Genomic DNA, 24882 nt, shown 5'->3' with positions numbered 1-24882 from the left:
GCTCGGATCCGTCAGTCGCGCAGCGCGCGGCCGGTGAAGTGCAGGAAGACGTCCTGCAGGCTCGGCTCGCTGAAGCGGAAGCCGGTCACGCCGCCCACCGCGTTGATCTCGTCGAGCACTTGGCGCAGGAAGGCGACGGTCTCGACGCCCCGCGGGACCGCGATGCTCAGGGACCCCTCCGAGGGCACGGTGGTGGGGGAGACGGCGTCGAGCACGGCGCGGGCGCGTTCGGCCCGTTCCGGCGCGGCGAATTCGAGCACCACCCGGCTGCCCTGCACCATCGCCTTGAGCTCGGTCTGCGTGCCGTGCGCGACGGTCGCGCCGTGGTCGATGATGTGCACCTCGCGCCCGAGAGCGTCCGCCTCCTCCATGTAGTTGGTGGTCAGCAGGACGGTCTTGCCCTCGTCGGCCAGCTGCTCGATGCGCTCCCAGATCGCCTGCCGGGACTGGACGTCCACGCCCAGCGTGGGCTCGTCGAGGAAGAGCACCTCGGGATCGGTGAGCAGGGCGCGCGCCAGCGCAAGGCGCCGCTGCATACCGCCGGAGTAGGTGCCGGTGCGATGGGTGGCCCGGTCGGTCAGTCCGACCAGTTCGAGCACGTGCGCGATACGGTCCCGGACCTCGCGTGGGGCGACGCCGTAGTACTTGGCGTGGAACTCCAGGTTCTCCGCCCCGGTGAGCTCGTTGTAGAGCGCGGTCTCCTGCGGGACCAGGGCGATCCGGCGGAGCAGTTCCCTGCGGTCCCGGGTCGGGTCGAGCCCGCTCACCCTGACCTCGCCGCCGGTCGGCCTGAGCAGGCCGTTCAGCACGTTGATCGTGGTGGTTTTCCCGGACCCGTTGGGGCCTAAGAGGCAGAACACCGTTCCTTGGGGGATGGTGAAGCTGAGGTTCGTGACGGCCTGGTACGGCTCGGAACCTCGCCGGTGGAAGACGACGTTGACGCCCTTCACCTCCACGGCGGTGTCCTTGAGAGTGGCCGGCGGCAGTGGGGTGGTCGACACGCTGTTCAAGGATTCCTCCTGAGCCCGTGATGTCTGTTGGCGGAGCCAACCGCTCATCAAATCTAGGGGCCTGTCAGGAGTGGAAATAGGGCGGTTTTCAGAAGGGGAGCCCACAATTCCCCCGGGCGTGCAGTGGTGTTCGAGCAGCGCACGAGCCGTGCGCGAGCGGCGGGCTGCCTCCTCGCCCCGGGGCGGCTACGGCTCCGACGTCTCCGATTCCAGGCTCGCCCGGGTCTCCGTGTCGTACACGCCCAGGTTGTCGACGCCCACCCCGCGGCTCCACTGATAGTTCTTCAGGGCGTTCTCCACCTGCTCGTTGAAGTTGCCGTTGATGTCGCCGTTGTAGAGGTACAGCTGGTGCAGGCGGAGTTGGAGTTCTGTTACTTCTGCGCCCTTGTCGCCTCGGCGGAGGATCGGGGGATCGGGGTCGGGGGTCGTTTCTGCGGGTGGGGCGTCTGAGGCCCTTGCCGGGGTGGAGGTTTGCGTGGGGGTCGGGGTGCCCGAGGGGGTCGGGCTTGCGCTTGACGCCGAAGGGGACGGGGTCTCGCTCTTCGTCGGCGATGGTGTCGGGGACGCCGATGCAGGCGTCGGGGACTTGGACTCGGGAGCCGGCTTCGGCTCGCTCGGTGTGGGGTCCGGGACGCTTGCCCGTACCGCCTCCGGCAGGGCTGTGTCGCGGGTGGGGGACTCGTACGAGAACAGGCCGCTCGCCATTCCCGCTGCCGCTACGACGGCGACTACCGCTCCCGCCGCCCCCAGTAGCAGCACCTTCCCTCTTCGGCCTCGTGCGCGTTCCTCCTGCGCAGGCTGAGGGGTCGTTTCTTCGAACAGGTGTATGTCCGTTGCGCTCGGCTCCACAACCGGCGGCGCCAACGGCGTGCTCAGTGGCATGGTCGACGACGGGTCCAGCTCCGCCGTGCCGTCCAGCTCTACGTACGGGCGTATTCGTAGTGGATCGAAGTCCTCCGCCGCTGCCGCCTGTGCCTCGCGCGCGTCGCGCAGGGCCTCGGACGCTCGTTCCGTGCAGGCGCAGGACGGGGTGCTGTCGGTCCCCCTGGGCGCCCCGCACTCCGGGCACCCATGGTCCTTCGGATCTGTCACTTGCTCGTCCCTCCCCTCGTCCCTCCCCTCGCGACTCCCCTCGCGAACTCCAGAGATTATGCAGATTTCCTTCACGTCGTCGCAGACACGCCCCCCGCCTTGAGAATGAGACCGGATTCAACAGGCCATAACCGGCCACACCGACCACGATGGAAGATGCAATCGCGCCTCGGGAGGCCTCAGGAGGTCCGTATGGCCGGGGATACGCACGCACGGCACGGCGCCGCTGTCCGGGAGAACGTGCCGGGCAACGTCCTCGTTCCGATCGGCGCCCTGCTGCTCGGGATGCTGCTCGCCGCACTCGATCAGACCATCGTGTCCACCGCGCTGCCGACCATCGTCAGTGATCTGGGTGGGATGGAGCATCTGTCGTGGGTTGTTACCGCTTATCTGCTGGCCTCCACCGCCGCCACCCCGCTTTGGGGCAAGCTCGGTGATCAGTACGGGCGCAAGCGGCTTTTTCAGTCCGCCATCGTCATCTTCCTCATCGGGTCCGCCCTCTGTGGCATGGCTCAGGACATGCCCCAGCTCATTGCCTTCCGGGCACTTCAGGGGCTTGGGGGCGGTGGGCTCATGGTGCTGTCCATGGCCATCGTGGGGGATCTTGTCTCGCCTCGTGAACGCGGGCGTTATCAGGGGTTGTTCGGGGCCGTCTTCGGTGCCACGAGCGTGCTCGGGCCGCTTCTCGGTGGGCTCTTCACCCAGCATCTGAGCTGGCGTTGGGTGTTCTACATCAACCTCCCGGTCGGTGTCGTCGCCCTCGCCGTCATCGCCGCCGCGCTGCACATCCCGCGCCGCACCGAGCACCATGTCATCGACTATCTCGGCACTTTCCTCATCGCCTCCGTCGCCACCTGTCTCGTTCTCGTCGCCTCGCTCGGGGGCACCACCTGGGGCTGGGGTTCCGCGCAGATCGTGTCGCTCGCCGTGCTCGGGGTCGTCCTCGCCTTCGCCTTCGTGGCCGTGGAGCGCCGGGCCGCCGAACCCGTCCTCCCGCTCAAGCTGTTCCGGATCCGCACCTTCACCCTGGCCGCGGTCATCAGCTTCATCGTCGGGTTCGCGATGTTCGGCGCGATGACCTATCTGCCGACCTTCCTCCAGGTCGTCCAGGGCGTGACGCCAACCGTGTCCGGTGTGCACATGCTGCCGATGGTGCTCGGCCTGCTGCTGGCGTCCACCGTCTCCGGGCAGATCGTCAGCCGTACCGGGCGCTGGAAGGTGTTCCCCATCGCCGGCACCGGTGTGACCACCCTCGGGCTGCTGCTCCTCCACCGGCTCGACGCGGACAGCTCCACGGCCGTCATGAGCACCTTCTTCTTCGTCTTCGGGCTCGGGCTCGGCCTCGTCATGCAGGTGCTGGTGCTGATCGTGCAGAACGCCGTGGCCTACGAGGATCTCGGCGTCGCCACCTCCGGCGCGACCTTCTTCCGGTCCATCGGGGCCTCCTTCGGCGTCGCCATCTTCGGCACCGTCTTCGCGAGCCGCCTCGGCGACAAGCTCGCGGACGCCTTCCGGGGCACCGAACTGCCCGCCGGTGTCTCGGCGGACGCGCTGGAGGCCGACCCGCGGGGCATCGCCGAACTGCCGCCCGCGCTCCAGTCGTCGGCCGTGGACGCGTACGCCACCTCCATCACCGACGTCTTCCTCTACGCCGCCCCCGTCGCCCTCCTCGGCTTCGTCCTGGCCTGGTTCCTCAAGGAGGACAAGCTGCGCGGGTCGGTCACCGCGCCGGATGTCACCGAGACGCTGGCCAGCAATCCGGTGCAGCGGTCGTCGTACGACGAGGTGTGCCGGGCGCTGTCGGTGCTGGGCACCCGGGAGGGGCGCCGCGAGATCTATCAGGAGATCACCGAGCGGGCGGGCTACGACCTGCTCCCCGGGGCGAGTTGGCTGCTCCTGCGCATCAAGAAGTACGGCTGGGTCGAGCCGGGTCAGCTCGCCGAGCGCAGTGTCGTCCCGCTCCCGGTGATCCTCGCCGCCGCCCGCCAGGTCGAGGAGCGCCGCCTCGCCACCCGCGAAGGACTCGACCTCGTCCTGACCGACCAGGGCCGTGAGGTCGCCGACCGGCTGGCGCAGGCCCGTGAGGACTCCCTCGCGCAGCTGCTCGGGGACTGGTGGGGTCCGGACCGGCCGACCGATCTGGCGCAGCTCGTGAAGGACCTCAACGCCGAGCTGTGCGGCTCGGACCGCGAGCAGCCCCACAACGGGGCGCCCACGAGGATCAGTTGAGGTCCTTCGTGAACCAGTGCTCGGCGTAGACCTCGTCGTTGTGCCGCTCGGTCTCCGTATAGCCGAGCCGCGCATACAGGGCCCGGGCCTCCGTCAGGTCGCTCCGGGTGTCGAGGATCATGCGGGCGGCGCCCATCGCGCGGGCGGCCTCCTCGGCGGCCCGGACGAGCAGCGGCGCGCCGCCCTTGCCGCGCAGGGACTCCTGGACGAACACCCGCTTCAGCTCGGCGGTTTCGGCCGACAGCAGCCGCACGCCCGCCGTCCCGCCCGCCTCACCTGCGAACCGCGCCACCAGCAACTGCCCCTTCGGCGGACGGAGTTCGTCCCAGCTCTGCGCCGCGATCTCCCGCTCCAGCTCGGCCGGGTCGGTGCGGCGTCCCTCGTGCAGGAGGTAGTAGCGGTCGCTGACCTCCGTGTAGTACGCCCGCCAGAGCGCGGTCGCGGCGGGGGAGTCGGGGGCTTCCGGGGCGACGGTCCAGGTCATGGCGTCCATTGTCGTCCGATGCCGTTTGAGGAGGCGCGTCGGGGCTACCCGGACCCGGTACCGGTTCGCAGGGAGGACCGGTTGGGTCGAGAACCCCGGAAGGCATTCATGTCCACAGGTCTGATCATCGCTCTGATCGTGATCGTGGCGGCCGTTCTCATCGTCGCGGCCGTCCTGTTCCTGCGCGCCCGAGGCGGGCAGGGGGGTCGGAGCCTCAAGCGGCGCTTCGGGCCCGAGTACGACCGGGCCGTGGCCCGGCATGACGGTGACACCAAGGCCGCCGAGCGGGAGCTCGCCGAGCGGGTGCAGCGGCACGGCTCGCTGCAGGAGCGCCCGCTGGAGCCCGCGCAGCGGCAGCAGTACGAGACACGCTGGGCGGCCGCCCAGGAGCACTTCGTCGACTCGCCGCAGCAGGCCGTCGGCGAGGCCGACCGGCTGCTCGCCGAGCTGGCCGGTGACCGCGGCTTCCCGGACGGCGGACGGTACGAGGAGCAGCTCGCCGCGCTCTCCGTCCACCACGCCGACCACGTGGACGGCTATCGGCGCGTCCACCGCGCCGCGCACACAGGTGCGGGTGCCGGGATGGCGGCCGTCGGGCAGACCGGCGGGGCCGGAACCGAGGAGATGCGCGAGGCCATGATCGAGGCGCGGCTGCTCTTCGAGGAACTCGTGGCGGCGGGAAGCAAACCTCACCGGGCGGCTCCGGAAGAGCCGGCGAAGCCCTCCGGTGGCCAGGGCCACGCCCCGTGGGCGATCACCAGGCGTCACGCGAAGGGGAGCTGAGTGACATGACCGACGGCACGCCTCTCCTCCCCAGCGAGGAGCACGACAAGCTCGAAACCCGGCTCCAGCACGCCATGTCCGGATTCGTGGACGAGCCCCGCGCCTCCGTCGAGGAAGCCGACCAGGCGCTGGAGGAGATCACCGCGCGCTTCACCGACGCCCTGAACCAGCGCCGGCGCACCCTGCGCGGCACCTGGCAGGGCGAGGAGTCGGCCTCCGACACCGAGCAGCTCCGTCTCGCCCTGCGCGACTACCGCGAGCTGGCCGACCGGCTGCTACGCGTCTGACGGGTCCGACAGCCTGGCCTGACGCCATTGCCGTACGACGTCCTCGACGTCGTACGGCTTCTTTCCGAGCGGGGGGCCCGGTGGCGGTTTGAACATCATGTCGCGGATCTTCGTGTTGATGTCCGTGATGATCTTCCGGACCAGCCGCTCGGTGGGCGCCTTCAGCGCCGCCTCCAGCGCGTCCTCCGCCTCCTTGCGCAGCGCGAGCGTCGGCGGCAGGACGGACAGTCCTTCGCGGGCCATCTTCTGTCTGACCCACCACAGTTCGTCGTACGTGGTGTCGGTGCCCGGGGGCAACGGCCGTCCCGCGCCGGGGAGATGGGAGAAGTCGCCGCGTCTCTCCGCGTCGCGGATCTGCTTGTCCACCCAGGACTCGAACGGGACGCCGGGTGGCTTTCGCTCGGTCATGAGTCCATTGTGCCGGACACGGTCGGGCCGGGCGATTTATCATGCGGCCGCTGTACAAGGACACTTCGAGGGACATTTCAGAGGAGCGCACGTGCTCGAACTCACCATGGCCGCCGTCACCGCGGCGGAGGAGGGTGCCACGGCCGGCATGCTCATGGCCGACGCGCCCAGCGAGCCGGGCGCCGTGCTCCGCGTGGGCCGCGACAAGGCCGTGTGCCGGCTGTCCACACCCGACGACTGGCTGTTCATCTCCCGGGTCCATCTGGAGTTCCTGTGCGGCCCGGACGGCACCTGGCAGGTGACCTGGCTGCGCGGCTCCCAGCCCGACCCGTCCTCCGAGGTCCGGCTCACGATCGGCGACTACGCCCAGCCCCTCGCGTACGGCGGCACCGTGCCCCTCCCCAGGGGCGGCAGCGGAGAGATCGTCGTCCGGGACCGCACGGCACCGCGCAGCGTCAACGTCGGCTTCTACCACGAGGTTTAGCCGAGCACACTCCTACGCCAGCACCCGCGCCAGCAGGAAACCGTCGTACCCCTTGCTCCCCACCGTCTGGATCGCCGTACCGCTCAGTCGCGGGTGGCTGCCGATCAGCTCGATGGCCGCCCGCGTCCCGCGCACATCCGGCGCCGTGTCGGCCGCGTCCGCGACCCGGCCGCCCCGGACCACGTTGTCCACGATGATCAGGCTGCCCGCGCTGGTCAGCTTCAGGGCCCACTCCACGTAGTGCGGGTTGTTCGCCTTGTCGGCGTCGATGAAGACCAGGTCGAAGGGGGCCGGGTTCTCGTCGGCGAGGTGGGGGAGGGACTCCAGGGCCGGGCCCACCCGGACGTCGACCACCTTCTCCAGGCCCGCCCGGGCGATGTTGCGGGTGGCCACCTCGGCGTGCTTCGGGCTGTACTCCAGGGAGACCAGATGTCCGTCCGACGGCAGGGCGCGGGCCAGCCAGATGGTGCTGTAGCCGCCGAGGGTGCCGATCTCCAGGATGTTCCGGGCGCCCTGGATCACGGCCAGGAGGTGGAGGAGCTTGCCCTGCGGGGCGGTTACCGCGACGGACGGGAGTTCCGCCGCCTCGCTGTCGCGCAAGGTCGCCTGGAGCGCTTCGTCGTCCGGCGAGAGGTGGGCGGTGAAGTAGTCGTCTACGGCGTCCCAGAGCTGCGACTCGCTCATGTACCTGTGCCTTTCATATGGCTAGTTAGAGCGGCTAAGTAGCGTTGCTAAGGAATATAGTCGCCCACCGGCCGCCGTGAGCGGCGGACGAGGAACATCGACACGGCCGCGATCCCCACCGCGAGCGCGCCCGCGATCGTCAGCAGCCACGCCGGGATCCCCGCCACCGTCCGGAGCCGGTCCTCGTAGATCACCTGCTGGAAGGGGTCGTCGGTCGGCGCCTGCCGCAGGACGTGGTCGGCCGAGATCGCCTCGGGGTGCGGGAACTCCTGGCCTATCGCCGTCAGATACGGCGTCCCGGCCGCCAGCTCCGTCAACGGGCCGGAGCTCGCGTTCACCCGTCCGGCGTACGTCACCCGGGGCCGTTCACCGCCGATCCGGGACGCCGGTTCCATCCGATGCCCGGCGAGGACGTACAGGCCCAGGGACTGCGGGGTCTCCGCCAGGCGGGACAGGCGCATCGGGTAGACCGGCTCGGTGGCGGCGAAGCTGAGGTGCAGGGGGTCCAGGTCGCCGACGAGTCGGTCGCCGGTGGACTCGGGGGTCAGGCGTACGGCCACGTACTCCCAGCGGCGCTCCACGTACGGCCTGAGGGCGCCCTCCAGGCGGGGCGGGAGGGCGAAGCCGTTGGTGTCCAGCCAGCCGTCCAGGGCCTCGGGGTCGGTGGCCGTCAGTCGGGCCACGTCGAAGGGGCCGAGCCGCTGCCGGCCCACCACGTCGACCGGCGCTTTTGCCCGCGCTCCGGGTGGCGGTCCCCGGCGTTCGTCATCGCCGGTGACCAGCGGCCAGTCCCCGTCCTGCGGCCAGAAGTGGTACCGGTCCCGGGTCACCGGCGCGGTCATGGAGTGCAGCGCGTCGAAGAGGGCCGGATCGCCGAGCCGTACGGTCGCCCGGTTCGGCACGGGCATGATCCAGGCGGCCCGCTCGGCGTCCCCGCCGACGGTCAGCCGCATCACGATCTGCTCCCGCCGCCCGTCCCACCGGACCAGCGACTCCTCCCGGTCCACGGCCACCCGCTCCCCGGCCCCCGAAATCATCGCCCCGCAGCCGCACGCGTAGGCCGGGGCGAGCAGCGAGCCGATCTGCGCGGCCAGCAGGGTCAGCACGACGGCGACGACACGCGCGCGTGCCCGATCCCGCAGGAACCCCACCACAGAAGCCTTCCGCCGTACCGCCGGGGCTCAGACGCTACGGCCGAGGCGGCGGTTCCGTATTCACCGGTCCGCATTGTGATCCATCTCGCGCCCCTCGGAGGCGAGGGAATCGGCTCGGGACTATCGTCATTCGGACAAAAGGAGAGAGGACGTCAGGTGAATCGGGGGTTGCCTGCGTCTCTTCCGGGGGTGGTGCGAGCCTCATAGGGTTCGTAACGGGATCTCGCGTGCGGGCCGCGTGGGACTGACGGGGCGGGAGGCCGACGAGGCGTGGCGAATGCGGAGCACAGCGGGCGACCGGCGAATGCGTTCGGAGCAACGGCCGTCGGTACGGCCAGGGCACGCCTGCGCGCGGCCCGCATCGGACTGTGGCTGCTCGCCGCCGTCCTCGCCGTACGACAGGTGGCCGTCGTCCTCAGCACGCCCCGGGGGGAGCGGCTGACGGATCTGGAGACCTGGGTCGGTGCCAACGGCGTCCTGCATGTGAACGGTTCCCTCTACGACTCGACGCGGTTCACCGGCACCCCCTTCGGGGGACTTGTCCTCAAGCCGCTGACGAAATCCGCCGAGCAGGCGCTCGGCTGGGGCTGGACCTTCGGCACCCTGCTCCTGGTCGTCGCCCTCGGTCTGGTGGCGGCAAGAGCCCTGCCGCAGCCCGTCAGCCGCAGGACCTCGCTGCTCGCCGCGCCCGTCGCGGTCAGCCTGCTGATGCTGTCGCTGCCGGTGCGCAACAGCTTCTGGCTCGGCCAGACCAGCATCATCCCCGTCCTGCTCGTCCTGCTGGGCTGTTTCGCCGTACGCGGGCAGAAGGCCAGCGGAGTGCTGATCGGTGTCGCCGGGGCGCTCCAGCCCACCCTGCTGCTCTTCGCGCCCCTGCTGTGGTTCACCGGCCGCAAGCAGGCGGCCGCGGCCACCGGGGCCTCCTTCGGCGCGGCGACCCTGCTCGCCTGGGCCGCGATGCCGCACGACTCGTACACCTACTGGGTGCACCACATGGCGGGCGTCGGGCTCGGTGGACGCGCCGACGACCTCGCGAACCAGTCGCTGCACGGCGCCCTGCTCCGGCTGGGCCTGGACGGGCCGCTGGAGATCGGGCTCTTCCTCGTGCTCGCCGCGGCCGTGGCCGCGCTCGGGGTCAGACGGGCGGTGCGCTACGCCCGGGACGGGCAGCTGCTGCTCGCGGTCGCCATCACCGGCTGCGCGGCCATCGTCGCCTCGCCCACCGCCTGGCAGCACCAGCTGCTGTGGGTGCTGCTCGCGGTCGTCGGCCGGGTCGGCAAGAAGGCCTCCGACCGGTACGTCTGGCCGGTCGCCGTCGTCCTGGTGATGACGCTCCCGGCGAAGATGATGCTGCCGAACATGGCGGCCCTCTACCCGCTGCGTGACAACGTAGTCCTGCTGGCCGCGCTCGCCGCCGCCACCTTCGTGCCGTTCCTCTCGCGCACCTCGCCGTACTACCAGTCGCCGATCCCGACGCCGTACGCCGATCCCGTCCCGACGCGCTTCAAGCATGTCCCGCTGGTGCCGTTCCTGCGCCGGGTCCTGGCCCGTCCGAACCTGCTGCTGGAACTGCTGCTTATCCGGGTCACCTACGCCGCCTACTCCAAGGTCCGCCTCGCCGCGACCGGAGGCAGCAACTCCGCGGGCCGGGAGCGGGCCGAGGAGCACGGGCAGCAGATCCTCGACCTCGAGCGCTTTCTGCATCTGGACATCGAGCACGCGCTCAACCACGCCGTGGTGAAGGTCGACTTCCTGCGGAACTTCTTCGACTTCTACTACACGTCGTTCCACTTCGTGGTCCCGCTGACCGTCCTCGGCCTGCTGTACTGGCGCCGCCCGGTCGACTACCGCTGGGCCCGCTCCGCCCTCGGCTTCGCCACCCTGCTCGCCCTGGTCGGCTTCTGGCTCTACCCACTGGCCCCGCCGCGCCTGATGCCGGGCTTCGGAATCATCGACACCGTGCACGGCGTGCAGGACTTCACGAAGCCGGACTACGGCACACTCACCGCGCTCACCAACCAGTACGCGGCGATGCCGTCGCTGCACTTCGGCTGGTCGCTGTGGTGCGGTCTGGTCATCGCGATCGTCGCGCCGAGGATGTGGATGAAGGCCCTCGGGCTCCTGCATCCCTTCTTCACGCTCACCGCGATCGTCGTCACCGGCAACCACTGGGTGCTGGACGCGGCGGGCGGCGCGGCCGTCGTCGGCGCCGGCTTCGGGATCACCTACCTGCTCCAGGGACCGCGCGCCCGGCTGGTGACGGCCCAAGCGGTCAGCAGCGAGCCGTTGAAGGACCGTACTCCGAGCTGATCCGGTACTCGCCGGGCGCGGTCACCGTGAGGCGGGTGAACTCCCCCTGCGGGGACAGGCATCCGCCCTCCGCCCGCAGCCAGCGCGAGTACGCCACCCGCACCGTCACCGAGCCCGGGCGCGGAAGGTGGACGACGAGGTCGGCGCCGGAGGACCGCACGACGGTCGCGGGCGGCGATACGAGGGGTACGGCGTCCCGCACCCGGTAGATCCGCCAGTGGGCGTCCTGCCAGACGGGCTCCAGCCACTCCGGCCGCTGTTCGCTTATGAGCCGCGCCTCGGCCTCGGCGTATCCGTCGGGCTTGCCGAGCGGCTGGACCACCAGACCGACCGCCCACCGGTCCAGCCAGGCCCGGTAAGTGGCAGCGTTGAAGGTGCCGTCGTAGAAGAGGCGGGCGCGTTCCATGTCGAGCTGGCGGTTCCAGCCGCGGGCCATGTTGATGTGCGGGGCGAGTCCCACGGCCTCGCGGTGGTTGCGGGCCGGGACGACCTCGACCCGGGTGCGGTCGGCGCCGAGGCCCTCCAGGGCCCGTACGACACCCTGCGTCTCGGCGGCCCAGGCGGGCACCACGGTGGAGACCTTCAGATCGTCGGCGGTCTTCTTGCCGACCCAGGCGACGGAGAAGACAAGGGCGGCGACGAGCAGATTCCGGCGTGCTGTTCGGAGCCCGGGTGCACTGAGCAGGGCCGCCAACAGCACGGCCGGGGCGAAGAGTTCCGCGAACCGCTCGACGTTCGTGCCGACGGGGGAGGGGATGAGATACGTCAGGACAGTCCCGGACGCGTAGACCGCGCCGCTCCACCGGGCGACCCGCCAGGTGCGCGGCGCCAGCGCGGTGACCGCGAGGCCGAGAACGACGGGCGGCCAGATGCGGGCCGGGGGCATCAACTGCTCGCCGGTGAACGGGAAGAGGAGGGTCGTCGCGCCGACGACGAGAGCGGGGGGTATGAGCAGGGCCAGCGCCCGCCCCCAGTCCCGTACGAGCAGGAGAGCCGCGCCCACGACCACCAGGAACAGGCCCGCCACCGGGCTGGCCATCGTCGCCAGTGCCGCGTACGCCACCGCCAGGGTGATCCGGCGCTCGCGGGTGAGCAGAAGGCAGGCGGCCAGGCCGAAGGCGACGCCGAGGGCGAAGGTCGTGCGGCCCGAGGCCACGTTGCACCACAGGGCGAGCGAGGCGAGCAGCGCCGGGCCGAGGGGTCTTCGGACACCGGCACGGCTGATCAGGACGGCCGCCAGCCAGGACGCGGCGAGCCCGGCGAGGACGGTGACCGTGCGCACGCCGAGCGCGGCCATCAAGTACGGAGAGATCAGGCTGTAGTTGGCGGTGTGCATACCGCCGTACCAGAACAGGTTGTAGGCCGAGCCGCCGTGCCGGGAGGCGAAGCCCGACCAGGCCTCCTGGGCCGCGAGATCACCGCCGCCGGTGGCGAGGACGAGCCACCACACGGCGTAGAGCGGGAGCAGGGGGAGGGTGGCGAGGAGGGGGAGGCGGAAGCCCGGCTTCCACGGTGGGGGCGTGCTCGTGTCCGGGCGGGTGGCGATCTCGACAGGGACAGACACACGATCGAAGACGCCGAACCGCACGGATTCGTTCATTGGTGGCCTCGGGGGAGGCAGGGGCAGGGCGGGGGGATGAGGTGCTCCTGCCTCCCCCGGGTCTGTGGGGCCGGCTCGACGTCTGTCAGGCGAGCTCGACCTGGAGGTGTTTCACGCCGTTGATCCACGCCGAGCGCAGCCGGTCCGGGTCGCTCGCCAGGCGCAGGTCGGGCATGGCGTCGGCGATGGCGTTGAAGATGAGGTCGATCTCCAGGACGGCCAGGGACTTGCCGAGGCAGTAGTGCGGGCCTCCGCCGCCGAAGCCGAGGTGGGGATTGGGATCGCGGGTGATGTCGAAGGCGTCGGGGTTCTCGAAGACCTCGGGGTCATGGTTGGCGGAGGCGTAGAACACGCCCACCCGGTCGCCCTTCTTGATCAGCTTGCCGCCCAGCTCCGTGTCCTGGGTCGCGGTGCGCTGGAAGGAGTTGACCGGGGTCGCCCAGCGCACGATCTCCTCGGCCGCCGTCTCGGGCCGCTCCCTCTTGTACAGCTCCCACTGCTCGGGGTGGGTGAGGAAGGCGTGCATGCCGTGGGTGATGGCGTTGCGGGTGGTCTCGTTGCCCGCGACGGCCAGCATCAGCACGAAGAAGCCGAACTCGTCGGAGCCGAGGTTGCCTTCGTCCTCGGCGGCGACCAGCGTGGTCACGATGTCCTTCGCCGGGCACTGCTTGCGGTCGGCGGCCATGTTCATCGCGTAGGCGATGAGCTCGGTGGCCGACTCGGCGCCGACCTCCTCGGTGATCGCGTACTCGGGATCGTCGTACGAGATCATCTTGTTGGACCAGTCGAAGATCTTGGCCCGGTCGTCCTGCGGGATGCCGATCAGCTCGGCGATGGCCTGGAGGGGCAGTTCGCAGGCGACCTGGGTGACGAAGTCGAAGGGGCCGGGGTTCGCGCGGGCCTCGGTGACGATCGAGTGGGCCCGGTTGCGCAGCCGCTCCTCCAACGCCCGTATCGCGCGCGGGGTGAAGACCCGCTGCACGATCTGGCGGACCCGGGTGTGCTCGGGCGGGTCCATGTTCAGCAGGATCAGCCGCTGCGCGTCGATGGCGTCGCGCTCGATGTGCTCGTTGAAGCGGATGATCGCGGTGTTGACCCAGGAGGAGAAGAGCTCCGGGTGCGTGGAGACGTACTTGACGTCCGCGTGCCGGGTGACGGCCCAGTACCCCTCGTCCTGGAAGCCGGCGAGATTGTCCGGCTGCGGGATCCAGCGCACCGGTTCGGCCCGGCGCAGCTCGGCGTACTCCGGGAAGGGGACGCGGTGTTGGAGGAGGTCGGGGTCGGTGAAGTCGAACCCGTCGGGAAGCGCTGGACAGGGCATGGCGGCTCCAGCCATCGGCCAACTCGGGGCGGTGATCTGACGGCCCATCAGTTATCGCGCAACGTAACGGCGGGCTCCGAAGACTGCAAGACCCTTGCGGTGATGGGCGTCACATCAGCAGACTGCACACAGAACTAGAACACGTACTAGTTGTCGGATCTAGTTGCAGGTCTCGTTGTCAGGTCTGCTGGTTCTGGACGAGAGGACCGCCCCCCATGGCCGCCGAACCCGTGATCGTCGAAGCCGTCCGCACCCCCATCGGCAAGCGCGGCGGAGCGCTAGCCAATCTGCACCCCGCCTACCTCCTGGGCGAGACCTACCGTGAACTCCTCGGCCGCACCGGCATCCCCGCCGACTGCGTCGAGCAGATCGTCGGCGGTACGGTCACCCACGCCGGCGAGCAGTCCATGAACCCCGCGCGCACGGCCTGGCTCACGATGGGCCTGCCGTACGAGACGGCGGCGACGACCGTCGACTGCCAGTGCGGCTCCTCGCAGCAGGCCTCGCACATGACCGCGAACATGATCGCGGCCGGGGTCATCGACGTCGGTATCTCCTGCGGCGTCGAGGCGATGTCCCGCGTGCCGCTGGGCTCTGGCTCCAAGCACGGTCCCGGGAAGCCGTTCCCGGACGAGTGGAACGTAGACCTGCCCAACCAGTTCGAGGCGGCGGAGCGGATCGCGCGTCATCGGGGGCTGACGCGCGAGAACGTCGACTCGCTGGGGTTGGTGTCGCAGGAGCGGGCCGCCGTGGCGTGGGCCGAGGAGCGGTTCAAGCGGGAGACGTTCGCGGTGCAGGTACCGACGACCGAGGACGAGCAGCGGGCCGGGCAGGGGATGTGGCGGCTCGTGGACCGGGACGAGGGGCTGCGCGATACGTCCATGGAGGCGCTGGCCCGTCTGAAGCCGGTCATGCCGACGGCCGTCCATACGGCGGGCAACTCGTCGCAGATCAGCGACGGCGCCGCGGCGATCATGTGGGCGTCCAAGCGGATGGCGCGGGCGCTGAAGCTTCGTCCGCGTGCGCGGATTGTGGCGCAGGCGCTGGTGGGTGCCGACCCGCACTTCCACCTCGACGGGCCGATCGACGCGACGAAGGCGGTGCTGGGCAAGGCGGGGATGTCCCTGAAGGACATCGACCTCGTCGAGATCAACGAGGCCTTCGCGTCCGTGGTGTTGAGCTGGGCCCAGGTCTTCCAGCAGAGCCTGGAGAAGGTCAACGTGAACGGTGGTGGGATCGCGCTGGGGCATCCGGTGGGGGCGACGGGGGCGCGGTTGATCACGACGGCGCTGCATGAACTGGAGCGTTCTGATAAGGAGTTCGCGCTGGTGACGATGTGCGCCGGTGGCGGGTTGGCCACCGGCACGATCATTCAGCGGTTGTAGCGGTCCAGTTCACGAAGCTGGTGAACGCGGCGGGATCGAGGGTGAGGATCGGTCCCGCCGGGACCTTGGAGTCACGGATGGCGACAGCGCTGGTGACTTCGGCGATCTCGACGCAATCGCCACCTTGGTCACCGCTGTACGTCGACTTACGCCAGTTGCTCTCCATAGCGGTCCTCCATCACGCGCCGGATCAGCTCCGCCGAGTCCTTGAGGGAGAGCGCGGCGGCTTGAAGATGATCGTAACGGAGCGAGCAGTCTTTGACGGTGTCCGGGTTGGCGGTCGGATGCCCGCTGCCGTAACCCTCCGTGTAGACGATGGTCGGATCGCTGGGAAAGCGGTAGAGGTTGAACGAGCCTTGGAGCCCCGCGTGTGCGCCGGCCGTGAACGGCAGCACCTGGATGTTGATGAGCGGGTTGCTCTCGAAGGACAGCAGGTGAGCGAGTTGCTCACGCATGACCTCCCGGCTGCCGATCTCCTGATGCAACGCCGCCTCGCTGAGGATCATCCAGAAGACCGGCGGCTCCTCCTTCTCGAAGATGCGCTGCCGGGCGAGTCGTACCGCCGTGCGGTCGTCGAGGTTGGTCTCGTCGAGTACGCCGAGAACTGCACGGACGTAGCCCTTGGTCTGGAGGAGACCGTGGACCATGTGCGTCTGGAACGTGCAGATTTCGACGGCCCGTACTTCGAGCTCGGCGACCTGCTGAAACCAGGCCGGAAGTTGACTGCGCATCACCAGGACGACCAGCCGGGACAGTAACCCGCCCGTCCCCAGAGCCGCGTCCGCGCGGTCGCTGAACTCCGGTGTCGGGAGTTTCCGGGCGGTCTCAATCTGACCGACCAGCGACCCGGTGTAGTTGACGATGTCACCCAACTGGCGCTGAGTGAGGCCGGCGGCCTCTCGGTACCGCCGTAACTCGAAGCCGTAGTAGTCGAGAGGCGAGGCCCCCGGATCCAGAACGTTGACGTGCGTCACGAAGTGCCCCACTCCAGAGCATGTTGTATCCGGCCTGTAGCCCAAAGTAGTTGCGCGAGGTCACGCTCGTACCGTGAATGAATACATTCCCCCCACTCTCGCCGCGCCACACGCGGTTCAGTACGCCATGAACCTCACCGTCGGTGAGCACTCCGCGCGACACATCCGCCGGATCGTGCGCTCGCTGCTGGAGGACTGGGAGTTGCCGGAGCTGTACGACGCCGTGGCGCTGGGCGTGACCGAGCTGGTCGCCAATGTCGTACGCCATGTCCCGGACCGTCGCTGTCGGGTACTCGTGCTGCGGCAGGGGGCCGGCGTGCGGGTGGAGGTGTCGGACGGGTGTGCCGAAGTCCCGTGTATGGAGGGCTGGTTGCCGCTGGACTCGGAGGGCGGGCGGGGGTTGGTGCTGCTGTGTGAGGTGGCCGACAAGTGGGGGGTGGACCGGAGGGGTGGGGGTGGGAAGACGGTGTGGTTTGAGTCTGGGAAGTGTTGACCGAAAAGGCATGTACACGTTAAGTCTGATGTACACGTAAAGTCTGAGACGCCTGGTTGCCACAGGTGTTCGCACGTCCATCCCCCCACCACCTGGGGCTCCCCCATGTCCGAATCGGGAGAGAAGGACGTAACTCCTGTGTGTTTAAGACCTCGTTCCAGACCTGTGCGTTCAAGACGCCCCTTCCTGATGGTCTGCGCGGTGATATTCCTGCTGGCTGGCACCGCGCAGGCCCCTGCCCTCTCAGCGCCCGGAAGTTCCGGTAGGCCGCCGGGCCCCGCGGCCGGAATGGCCGGACAGACCCGGTCACCCCAGCAGGAAACCGCCGTAGAGACCACCGAACCTCTTCCCGCGGCGGCGAAACAGAGCTTCAAGAATCAGAAGCAGGCAGACCGCAAGCCTCAGGAGGTCGAGGAGAAGCGGTCGAGGATCAAAGCTGGCTTCAGCTGCGACGAGCTGAGGCGCGATCCGGCGAAGCGTAAAGGCGGCGCGGTCTGCGTCGAGGAGAGAGAACCCCCTAATTCGGCTGCCCTCTCTGCGGCCGCCGCCCTCCCAGTATGGTGCGACGGGGGCACAGCCCTCATCCAGGTGACCCGCTTCAGCCTCTGTTCCGTCCGGTACTGGGGCGTCATCGTCTACAACACCGATGGCAGCCAGTTCGGCACTGCCGACATCACCACCGCGCAGGAGATCAACACAGAGCCCAGGTCAACAGGCTTTGTGGAGGAATTCTACATGCGGGTCGACCGCATGGATCCCGCGCTGGCCACCGTGACCGTATCTGTCAACACCGAGTGCAACTACCTCTCCGGCTGCTCCGATGGCGGTCAGGACCCATGGATCGGCGAGCTTCCCTTGCCTCCCGCCGGTACCTGGTGGGAGGGGACCGTGCACCGCAGCTGGACCGGGGCGAACGGACACGACGACATCCTGATGCTGTGGACCCTGACCTTCACCAAGCCGCAGAGCGGCAAGAGTTCCACCGTCGTGTGGGGCGGAGCCGACTACCAGCTCCGCTGCGACGACGAGATCGGCGGCACGGCGGGCTGTGTCGTCCCCAGCTACACCCCGACGATGGTCGTCGACGGCTCCGCCTACCCAGGTGCCCGTGACTACATCGGCCGCGTCCAGGCGAGCCTGGACTCCCACATCGGCTGGCTGGGCATGGGGCAGCCGCTGCACCGCGAGGGCGACTCGTCGGTCTCGGACGAGAACCGCAGGAAGGTCTGCGACAGCAGCTGGGTCAAGGAGGACCGCTTCGGCCAGAGGAACTCTCCCGACCCCAACAGCATCGAGTGTGACGAGTTCCCCTTCGCCGCCACCAAGGAGAGCGGCGGTCAGTCGGGCATCTCTTCGGGCACGCAGTGCCAGCAGTGGACGGTCTGGCCAGGAGGTTCGGGTTCCGGATGGCCATCCACGGACTACGCCGTACAGGCGTGGACGAAGTCCGGCACCACCGGCGAGTGCGCCCGCGCCAGCATGCCTCGGCGACAGAACGGTGGTGTGGGCACCGCTCTCAGCAACTTCTACCAAGGTCAACGCATCCTCGACAACGACGGCTTCTTTCTCGACTCCGGCGCGGCCGCGGTCTACAACAACGCGGGGCCGGTCAAGTCCTGGGAGCCGCGCAGCTGTTCCGTCAAGTCGCCGGTGGTTTCCGACGTGACGGCCGGGGCAGCCCCGCAGAGTGCCTTCCTGGACTACGCGAGGACAACACCGGACGGCTGGACCGGGGGTGACTCCACCTATTCGGTGCGATTGCCCGACGGCCGTAATCTCTGGCTGTTCTCGGACACCTTTCTTGGGCCGCTCAGCTCGAACGGGTCCAGGCCCACCAGCGCGCCGCTGATCAACAGTTCCTTCGTCATCCAGGACGGCAACGACCTGACTACGATCACCGGCCCAAATCGGGGCCCGATCATGCCCAACAACGAAGCCGGGCATTGGTACTGGCTCGGCGACGGAATGATCGCGGAACGCGACGGTACCAAATACCTCCAGGTGATCTTCCAGGAGTACTACCGCTTCGGGGGTGGCCTGTGGGACTGGGGCTGGCACCACAGCGTGCTGGCGACCTTCTCCCTGTCTGACCTCAACTCACCTTTGAGCGTCGTACCGTTGCCGTCGGCCGCAGGAGTCACTTGGGGATCCGGGATTCTGCCGTCGAGCCAGAGCGGCGATGGGTACACATATATCTACGGCGTAGATGACGCCCCGACGAAGAAGTCCATGCGGGTCGCCCGTGTGCGGGGCGACGATCTCAACACCCGCTGGGAGTTCCTCGACCCGGCGAACAACCGATGGGCACTCGATGAGCGCCGCACCTCCAACACCCTGACCGGGGTGGCAAACGAGTACAGCGTCACCCCCTGGAACGGGCAGTTCATGCTGCTCACTCAGGACAGCAACCTGGCCTTCAACGCCCAGGTGTACTCCTACTCCTCCTGCGATCCGGCAGGCGGCTGGTACAACCAGGTCGAGGTGTACAAGATGCCGGAGACCGGGTTGTGGGGGGTGTACGGCGACGAGAACATCTTCGCCTACAACGCGCACGTTCACCCTCAACTGAACTCTGATGGAACACACTTCACGTTCAGCTACAACGTCAACACCTTCGACAACCGGGTCTCAGAGGAGGGCTCGCACTACAAGGATCCCAGCATCTACAAACCCCGCTGGGTGTCCTTCGCAGTGCACCCCAACCCGTGCCCGCCGAGATGCTGAGAGGATGACGGAATGACCGACGGACTCCGCTGGGTTTTCGAGGCGTATCCCTTCGGCTACAGCCTCGTCTTCTGCGAGGAGCTCACGCCAGAGGAGGTGCTCGAACGGCTCGGTGCCCGGCGCGGGTCCGTCTTTCCGCTCACCCGCGTCGAGGCCCAGGAGATCGAGGTCCGCAATGCGGCGGACGAGCCCTACGACCTCGATCACCTGGACGACCTGGACGTGGAAGCGGTAGAGGAACTGGGCTTCCTGGAGCCCTCGGTGGACGCTGTCCTGCGGGCCGGAGCGATCGAGGAGTGGTCCTTCGCGATCCAGGCCTCCACGTCGTACGTCTCCTCCCGGGTGTACCTTCCCGAGCTCTCCCGGGGCACCCGTGTCATCGCCGTCAGTCGGGATGTGAACGCCACGCAGCGGGTGGAGTACGCCGTCGACGGGCGTGTGCTGTCCTCCTTCGACCCCGGGATCCCCGCCTACGACGACGGCGCCGATCCGTCGGCGTTCGGATGGCCGGCGGGCGGGGAGGGCATGAGCTCGGTCCAGGTGCTGGAGTACCTGGAGAGCCGGTTCGGGCTGTGGGTGCCGAAGGAGTCCGAGGGGGAGCGGTTGCCGGCTGCGGGGTTCGCGGGCGGCTGAACGGGGCTCTGCCGCCTCGCCGTTGCGGTGATGAGGACGGCCAGCAGGTCGGCGAGGGCGAGGGCGCCCTCGGGGTCGTCGGCTCGGCGCTGTAGGCGTCGTACGGGGCCGACTTGGTCGAGCGAGACCCCGGCGCGGGCCAGGACGAAGGTCAGGGTCAGGAAGGCGGAGCGGGCGTTGCCGTCGTCGAAGGGGTGGAAGAAGCAGACGTCGAGGTAGGCGCGGGCGGCTCGGGCGGTGAGGGGGAGGTCGTCGGTCTGAGCCTGGTGCAGGCAGGCGTCGAGGCGGGTGGGGAGGTCGGGGGTGATGCCGTAGCGCTCGCGGCCGGATTTGGCGTAGGCGGGGTGGCTGCGGAAGGGGGCGTCGGGGACGGCGAGGACTTCGCGCTGCCAGGTGCTGAGGAGTTGGAAGGAGAGGGGGGCGCCGGAGGCGGCGTCTTCCCGGGTGCGGGCGAGGGCGGCGAGGAGGCGGGCGGCGCGCTGGGGGGCGCGGGCGTGGTCGTGGGTGCGGATGTCGTGTTGCGCGCCGTCTCGGAGGGGGATGCCGGTGGGAAGGCGGACGACGGCGTGGGCCTGGTGCCAGGGGATTTGGGTGCGGAGGGTGAGCCAGGTGCGGAGGTGGTCGGGGGCGGCGGTGGGACCGGTCATGCGTCTTCGTCGACGTACGACTGAACGCGGGCGGAGGTGTACGTATAGCTGCCGGGGTCGGTCGCGGGCTCGGCATCCGTCTCCAGCGAGGCGGCGAGCTGCTCGGCCACGGCGTACACGACCTTGTTCTCCGGCGCGGTCCAGCTCCCGAAGCGGCCGTCGATGGCGTCCTTGACGAGGGTGTGGGCGGTGTCCTGGTCGACCCCGTGTCGGGTGAGGAACCAGGTGAGGACCTGACGGCAGTGGGCGTACCAGGCGTCGCCGGAGCCGGTGCGGTCGAGGGTGTGGAGGATCAACTGGTGGGTGGCGCGCTCCCAGGCGTCACGGCGGTCCTCGGCGGAGAGGGTGCCAAGGGGGTACCGATCGAAGCACCGCCCGAGGAACTCCAGCCAGTCCCGCCACTCGCACAGCGCGGCGGCGACGCGCTCCAGGGTCTCTTCAGGCGTGGTGATGGAGTGCAGAGCGCAACACCACGCCCCGACGGGCCCACCCCCGAGATCCCCCTCATCATGCGACCACCGCCACCCGGAGGCCCACATCCCGTACCGCTCGACGAGCGCCTCGCTCATCGCGTCGGCCCACTCCCACCCCACGGTATGGGACCAGTCGCAGAGCTTCCGATACTGCGCGTACGCCTCGTCCCGGTCAGGGAGCGGCTTCCACTCCGGCCGCACGGGAGTCCGGCCCGCGGGCACCAACGCCCGTACGACGCACAGCGTTTCGGCGCTGTCGAAGGGGCGCGTGGCGGGGTCTACCTCGGTCCAGGTGAGGTGGTAGGGGCGCATTTCCAGGTTCACCGGACGGATGTTCTATGACAGAGAGGGGCGAAGGCAACGGAGTTTTGGACGCCACCGATGCCGCATCTTCCTTGCAGCCATGACCTGCCGTTGTCGAACGGCTACCCGTGTCGCGCGAGCAACTCGGTGTAAGCGCCCTCCGCTCGTCGGCCGGCGGCTGTTCCGCCGGGAGCGAGCCTGAGGAAGGTGTCCGTGGTGCCCGAGTGCAGGACCTGGCCGTTGGCCAAGACCGTGACGTGATCGGCGTCTTCAGCCAGATCGGCGACATCGTGTGTGGACATGAGGATGCTCACTTCGCCGCTGAGGTCACGGAGAAGATCCCGGAAAACTCGGCGTTGTCGAGGGTCCATCCCGGCAGTGGGTTCGTCGAGAAGGAGGACCCGGGCACCGTGCACGAGGGCGGCCGCTACACCGACTCGCCGCAGCTGGCCGCCGGAGAGGTTCGTCGTCTTAACATCGCTCTGCTCGGTCAGTTCCACGCGGCCCAGCACACGGCGTGCCGTCTTCCAGGCATCGCTGCGGTTCATACCTTTCAACCAGCCAACGTAAGCGACGTATTCACGTGCGGTCAGGCCGGGCATAGGGATGATGTCCTGCGGCATCCGGGCAACGGTCTTGCGGAACAGTTTCGACGTGCTGGGGATGCTGCCGCAGACAACCCTGCCGCTGTCGGGACGCACCGCGGAGGCGGCGAGTTTGAGCAGGGTGGACTTTCCGGCGCCGTTGGGACCCAGCAGAACTGTGAGTCCTGAGGGTAGTTGGTAGCCGAAGTTGCTGAGCACGGTCTTTTTGCGGCGCCCGTAGCCATAGCCGTAGGTGCAAGAGATCAGCTCAAGGGTCATGAGGGGTTCCTCGCGTATCGGATCTGAACGATGAGTCCGGCACCGAACATCAGCATGGCCCCGGCGGCGGCATGCGGCGCGCCGAGAGGTTCGGGAAGGATGGTCCAGGGGTAGGCGTCGTTGCCGGGCCGGAAACCACAAAGGCAGACCGCGAGTATCCAAGCCGTGGGCAGTAGAACACCGGGTCGGCCGAACAGCGCGCGGCCGATCAGCATCAGTCCGGTCAGAAACAAGGTGTTTCTCCCGACCGCCTCGGTCACCGCGTCTTCCAAAGCCACACCGGCCAGTGCGCTCATGGCCGCCGCGAAAACGGAGACGGCGACTACCAGCCCGCTGTCCATGTACTTGACCGGGCGTACGGCCGTACTCTCGTCAGCGTGCAGGCGCATGTCCAGGCACATCGCCAAGCCGGACACCAGAGGAACCGGAATAAAGAGGGCGAGGACCACCTGGGTCGCGCCTGCGGTGAGAGAGGGAAGTGCCACCGAATCGCCCTGAAAGACCACCAGAAGCAACGCGAAGAGCCCCAGGGCGGACGGCAGGACGGTGTGGGCGCGTCGCGCCTTGACCCACCACATCATGAGCTCTGCCGGCAACCGTCGGCGAGACTCTGGCGGTACCACTTTCCTTGTTCGCGGGGCTCTGAGACCAGAACCTGGCGCACTGTCCTGCGAACCTCCTTCTCCCCGGCGAAGGCCCGACCCTTCATATGGGCGTTGTATGCGGCCTCTTCGCCCGTTATGGTGGCCGCCCACAGCATGAGCGCATTGCCGTGCACAGGATCGACGCGAAGGCAGGGGAACTGTACGGCGGCGCGGGTGATCTGGTAGCGCAGTTCACCTTGTTGCATTCCCCTGGTGAGGCCGACCCGCCATGTGGTCGCCGTTGAGGGCAGCGGGTAGCGGCCCTCACCCAGGCGGTCGACAATCACTTCAGGCGTTCCCGCGTAACCCGCGGAGTGCAGGTCGGCCAGGACTGACGTCGCCTCCTTCCTGACAGCGGCGACGCGGGCTGGACTGGCTTGCGGCACGCACACCTTCGGTGCGTCTCCGACGCAGTCCATGGGTGCCTGACCGGCCAGCAGAGGCGGATTCGCCTCCCAGCCCTGCACGGCCTGAACGGCAAACACCGAGCAGATGACGGGAACTGTGGCAGCGAGCAGCCCGCGGACCGGCCTGGAACGCAGCGGCAGCCAAAGCAGGGCGACTCCTGTTGCGATTCCTCCCGTGAGCAGCAGAGGCGGGACGAGTGACCCGTAAGTGGCAGCCTCACCGAACATCAGAGTCGTGGGATATTGACCGGACACGTGCCGCATCCAGAAGGCGTCGGTCGACCACGAAAAGGCGACCAGTACCCAGACGAGTACGGACATCAACGGCGCGGCGACGACTGGTGGCGCCAGGAGGCCGACACCGAACCCGATCGTCGCGTGCGCCACACACAGGGCCATCGCCATCACCAGAGGCCCCAGACTGGCCGGAGTGGGAAGAACAGCCGCGTTTCCCAGCGCGAGAGCGACCGGTAGAACCAGCATGATCCATGCGGATGCCATGGCGGGAATTATTCCGTTCCACGCCACATGATAACGAGAGCGAACCGGGCCCATGGCCCAGATTCCCGCCTTCCGTAGGCGTGCGCTTTCCCATACTGCGAGTGCGGAAGCGAATGCGTACGCAGCCGCGTACATGGTGCTCAGAGCGGACGACACCAAGGCCGGGGAGTATCCGAAAGTTTCCCGCGGAATCCCGCTTCCGTAGTAGTAAAAAAGCGACAGCACCACAGCGAATGGGGCCGCCCATTTTGCACTGCTGCCCAACAGTATGGTTCCTATACGCACAAGATTCTCTCTGGGGGGTGGGGCGGAGGGCGCTCCAGCGCGTGGAGCGCCCCTCGCTTCGCTTACGTGTTACATGCGCCTAATCGGCCTGGCTGGTGTCGACATAGACAACGTCTACATCCAAAAGTCCACCCTCGGTGTCCTGAAGGCGGAAGTAGTAGCCATCAAGAGGAAGTCCCGTCCACTCTCCGGCACTGACGGCGTCCTCGCCGTTGAAGCAGTTGGTGTACGTCTTGGTGCCGTGATTGGTGTCGGGCGAAGCGAAGTTGTCCTCCCAGAGCGCGACCTTCACATACTTTCCTGTTGCATATACCTGCGTGCAGTTCTTGAAACGGACTTCACTGTAGTGTTCGTCCTCCCAGCGGCTGGATTCGAAGCCGGCGGTGGCGTTGGAGATGAAACTCTGCCAATTCGCGGAAGCGCTGGGTGCCAAGGTGAGAATTAGTGTGGAAGTAAGGCCGGCCGTGACGGCTATATTGCGCTTATTGAAGATAAGGTGCACTCCTGATGGAGATAAATGTGTGCCCCTGTGGGAGGTGTGAACGTGAGGGGCGATGGTGATCCACCGGAGAATATTCACCTGATGATCACGTGTCAATCACTTGTTGTTTACGGAGGGTTCTGAAGTCAGATTTGTCTGACTTTCAGTAACTTACGAGCTTGCTATCTGATTATCGCGAACATCAGGAATGGTCCTGTTTTGC

The 24882-nt window shown here is 68.2% G+C and carries 24 protein-coding genes and 1 pseudogene; 9 read left to right on the top strand and 16 right to left on the bottom strand.

What is annotated here, in order from left to right; genetic code table 11:
* Nucleotides 1-11: 11 nt before the first annotated feature.
* Together OHT76_RS13465 and OHT76_RS13460 are read right to left on the bottom strand one after the other, a co-directional pair.
* On the bottom strand, nucleotides 12-1001 hold the full coding sequence (locus OHT76_RS13465; RefSeq protein WP_328876521.1) for an ABC transporter ATP-binding protein: 990 nt from the start codon (nucleotides 999-1001) through the stop codon (nucleotides 12-14).
* A gap of 195 nt (nucleotides 1002-1196) precedes the next feature.
* The gene (locus tag OHT76_RS13460; RefSeq protein WP_328871046.1) at nucleotides 1197-2102 is read right to left on the bottom strand and encodes a peptidoglycan-binding domain-containing protein; all 906 of its coding nucleotides are present in this window, start codon (nucleotides 2100-2102) and stop codon (nucleotides 1197-1199) included.
* A gap of 192 nt (nucleotides 2103-2294) precedes the next feature.
* On the opposite strand from OHT76_RS13460, the gene OHT76_RS13455 reads away from it, so the two are divergent.
* Nucleotides 2295-4331: an MDR family MFS transporter gene (locus OHT76_RS13455; protein ID WP_328871045.1), complete on the top strand. Its 2037-nt coding sequence runs from the start codon at nucleotides 2295-2297 to the stop codon at nucleotides 4329-4331.
* On the opposite strand, the gene OHT76_RS13450 is transcribed toward OHT76_RS13455, so the two are convergent.
* A complete protein-coding gene (locus OHT76_RS13450) occupies nucleotides 4324-4815 on the bottom strand; it encodes a GNAT family N-acetyltransferase (protein ID WP_328871044.1) in 492 nt (163 codons plus the stop codon). The two genes, OHT76_RS13455 and OHT76_RS13450, sit on opposite strands and share 8 nt — an antisense overlap.
* Nucleotides 4816-4923: 108 nt before the next feature.
* On the opposite strand from OHT76_RS13450, the gene OHT76_RS13445 reads away from it, so the two are divergent.
* Together OHT76_RS13445 and OHT76_RS13440 are read left to right on the top strand one after the other, a co-directional pair.
* Nucleotides 4924-5598, top strand: a complete 675-nt coding sequence (locus tag OHT76_RS13445; RefSeq protein ID WP_328871043.1) for a hypothetical protein — start codon at nucleotides 4924-4926, stop codon at nucleotides 5596-5598.
* Nucleotides 5599-5603: 5 nt separating this feature from the next.
* Nucleotides 5604-5885 carry a hypothetical protein gene (locus OHT76_RS13440; RefSeq protein WP_443049783.1) on the top strand — a complete coding sequence of 94 codons (282 nt, stop codon included), beginning with the start codon at nucleotides 5604-5606 and terminating at the stop codon, nucleotides 5883-5885.
* On the opposite strand, the gene OHT76_RS13435 is transcribed toward OHT76_RS13440, so the two are convergent.
* Nucleotides 5874-6293: a J-domain-containing protein gene (locus OHT76_RS13435; protein WP_328871042.1), complete on the bottom strand. Its 420-nt coding sequence runs from the start codon at nucleotides 6291-6293 to the stop codon at nucleotides 5874-5876. The genes OHT76_RS13440 and OHT76_RS13435 overlap by 12 nt on opposite strands.
* 91 nt (nucleotides 6294-6384) lie before the next feature.
* On the opposite strand from OHT76_RS13435, the gene OHT76_RS13430 reads away from it, so the two are divergent.
* Nucleotides 6385-6777, top strand: a complete 393-nt coding sequence (locus OHT76_RS13430; protein ID WP_328871041.1) for a hypothetical protein — start codon at nucleotides 6385-6387, stop codon at nucleotides 6775-6777.
* A gap of 12 nt (nucleotides 6778-6789) precedes the next feature.
* Here OHT76_RS13430 and OHT76_RS13425 read toward each other — a convergent pair whose 3' ends face one another.
* Entirely contained in the window at nucleotides 6790-7461 is a 672-nt protein-coding gene (locus OHT76_RS13425) for an O-methyltransferase (protein WP_328871040.1), read from the bottom strand.
* A gap of 47 nt (nucleotides 7462-7508) precedes the next feature.
* Nucleotides 7509-8612 (bottom strand): DUF2330 domain-containing protein, encoded by a 1104-nt coding sequence (locus tag OHT76_RS13420; RefSeq protein WP_328871039.1) that lies wholly within the window; start codon nucleotides 8610-8612, stop codon nucleotides 7509-7511.
* Nucleotides 8613-8885: 273 nt separating this feature from the next.
* Between OHT76_RS13420 and OHT76_RS13415 the strand changes: the two genes are divergently transcribed.
* Nucleotides 8886-10925 (top strand): bifunctional glycosyltransferase 87/phosphatase PAP2 family protein, encoded by a 2040-nt coding sequence (locus OHT76_RS13415; RefSeq protein ID WP_328871038.1) that lies wholly within the window; start codon nucleotides 8886-8888, stop codon nucleotides 10923-10925.
* On the opposite strand, the gene OHT76_RS13410 is transcribed toward OHT76_RS13415, so the two are convergent.
* Both OHT76_RS13410 and OHT76_RS13405 read right to left on the bottom strand, forming a co-directional pair.
* Nucleotides 10888-12471 (bottom strand): glycosyltransferase family 87 protein, encoded by a 1584-nt coding sequence (locus OHT76_RS13410; protein WP_443049914.1) that lies wholly within the window; start codon nucleotides 12469-12471, stop codon nucleotides 10888-10890. The two genes, OHT76_RS13415 and OHT76_RS13410, sit on opposite strands and share 38 nt — an antisense overlap.
* 139 nt (nucleotides 12472-12610) lie before the next feature.
* Nucleotides 12611-13846: a cytochrome P450 gene (locus OHT76_RS13405; RefSeq protein WP_328871036.1), complete on the bottom strand. Its 1236-nt coding sequence runs from the start codon at nucleotides 13844-13846 to the stop codon at nucleotides 12611-12613.
* Nucleotides 13847-14061: 215 nt separating this feature from the next.
* Here OHT76_RS13405 and OHT76_RS13400 point away from each other — a divergent pair, with 215 nt between their 5' ends.
* Entirely contained in the window at nucleotides 14062-15231 is a 1170-nt protein-coding gene (locus OHT76_RS13400) for a steroid 3-ketoacyl-CoA thiolase (RefSeq protein WP_328871035.1), read from the top strand.
* On the opposite strand, the gene OHT76_RS13395 is transcribed toward OHT76_RS13400, so the two are convergent.
* Nucleotides 15215-15397: a DUF397 domain-containing protein gene (locus OHT76_RS13395; RefSeq protein WP_328871034.1), complete on the bottom strand. Its 183-nt coding sequence runs from the start codon at nucleotides 15395-15397 to the stop codon at nucleotides 15215-15217. The genes OHT76_RS13400 and OHT76_RS13395 overlap by 17 nt on opposite strands.
* Complete coding sequence (locus OHT76_RS13390) at nucleotides 15378-16205, bottom strand: helix-turn-helix domain-containing protein (RefSeq protein WP_328871033.1); 828 nt, start codon at nucleotides 16203-16205, stop codon at nucleotides 15378-15380. Before OHT76_RS13390 ends, OHT76_RS13395 begins: the two co-directional genes overlap by 20 nt.
* A 73-nt stretch (nucleotides 16206-16278) precedes the next feature.
* Between OHT76_RS13390 and OHT76_RS13385 the strand changes: the two genes are divergently transcribed.
* The 3 genes and pseudogenes from OHT76_RS13385 to OHT76_RS13375 form a co-directional block, all read left to right on the top strand.
* A complete protein-coding gene (locus OHT76_RS13385) occupies nucleotides 16279-16698 on the top strand; it encodes an ATP-binding protein (RefSeq protein ID WP_328871032.1) in 420 nt (139 codons plus the stop codon).
* 105 nt (nucleotides 16699-16803) lie between these two features.
* A complete protein-coding gene (locus OHT76_RS13380; protein WP_328871031.1) occupies nucleotides 16804-19422 on the top strand; it encodes a hypothetical protein in 2619 nt (872 codons plus the stop codon).
* Between the two features lie 12 nt (nucleotides 19423-19434).
* Nucleotides 19435-19857, top strand: a pseudogene (locus OHT76_RS13375) (DUF6461 domain-containing protein); the annotation flags it as partial.
* Between the two features lie 35 nt (nucleotides 19858-19892).
* On the opposite strand, the gene OHT76_RS13370 reads toward OHT76_RS13375, so the two are convergent.
* From OHT76_RS13370 to OHT76_RS13345, 6 genes are all read right to left on the bottom strand, one after another.
* A complete protein-coding gene (locus tag OHT76_RS13370; protein WP_328871030.1) occupies nucleotides 19893-20702 on the bottom strand; it encodes a Fic family protein in 810 nt (269 codons plus the stop codon).
* Entirely contained in the window at nucleotides 20699-21499 is an 801-nt protein-coding gene (locus OHT76_RS13365) for a hypothetical protein (RefSeq protein ID WP_328871029.1), read from the bottom strand. The genes OHT76_RS13370 and OHT76_RS13365 overlap by 4 nt, the downstream gene beginning before the upstream one ends.
* A 101-nt stretch (nucleotides 21500-21600) precedes the next feature.
* Entirely contained in the window at nucleotides 21601-22341 is a 741-nt protein-coding gene (locus OHT76_RS13360) for an ATP-binding cassette domain-containing protein (protein WP_328871028.1), read from the bottom strand.
* A complete protein-coding gene (locus tag OHT76_RS13355; RefSeq protein WP_328871027.1) occupies nucleotides 22338-22922 on the bottom strand; it encodes a hypothetical protein in 585 nt (194 codons plus the stop codon). Before OHT76_RS13355 ends, OHT76_RS13360 begins: the two co-directional genes overlap by 4 nt.
* Nucleotides 22919-23893 (bottom strand): hypothetical protein, encoded by a 975-nt coding sequence (locus tag OHT76_RS13350; RefSeq protein WP_328871026.1) that lies wholly within the window; start codon nucleotides 23891-23893, stop codon nucleotides 22919-22921. The genes OHT76_RS13355 and OHT76_RS13350 overlap by 4 nt, the downstream gene beginning before the upstream one ends.
* Before the next feature lie 364 nt (nucleotides 23894-24257).
* Nucleotides 24258-24680: a hypothetical protein gene (locus OHT76_RS13345; RefSeq protein WP_328871025.1), complete on the bottom strand. Its 423-nt coding sequence runs from the start codon at nucleotides 24678-24680 to the stop codon at nucleotides 24258-24260.
* Between the last annotated feature and the right edge of the window lie 202 nt (nucleotides 24681-24882).

Origin of the sequence: Streptomyces sp. NBC_00287, from assembly GCF_036173105.1 — a bacterium.
GTDB lineage: Bacteria > Actinomycetota > Actinomycetes > Streptomycetales > Streptomycetaceae > Streptomyces.
The sequence above is the reverse complement of the archived record's forward strand: the minus strand, read 5'-3'. Positions and strand labels throughout refer to the sequence as shown.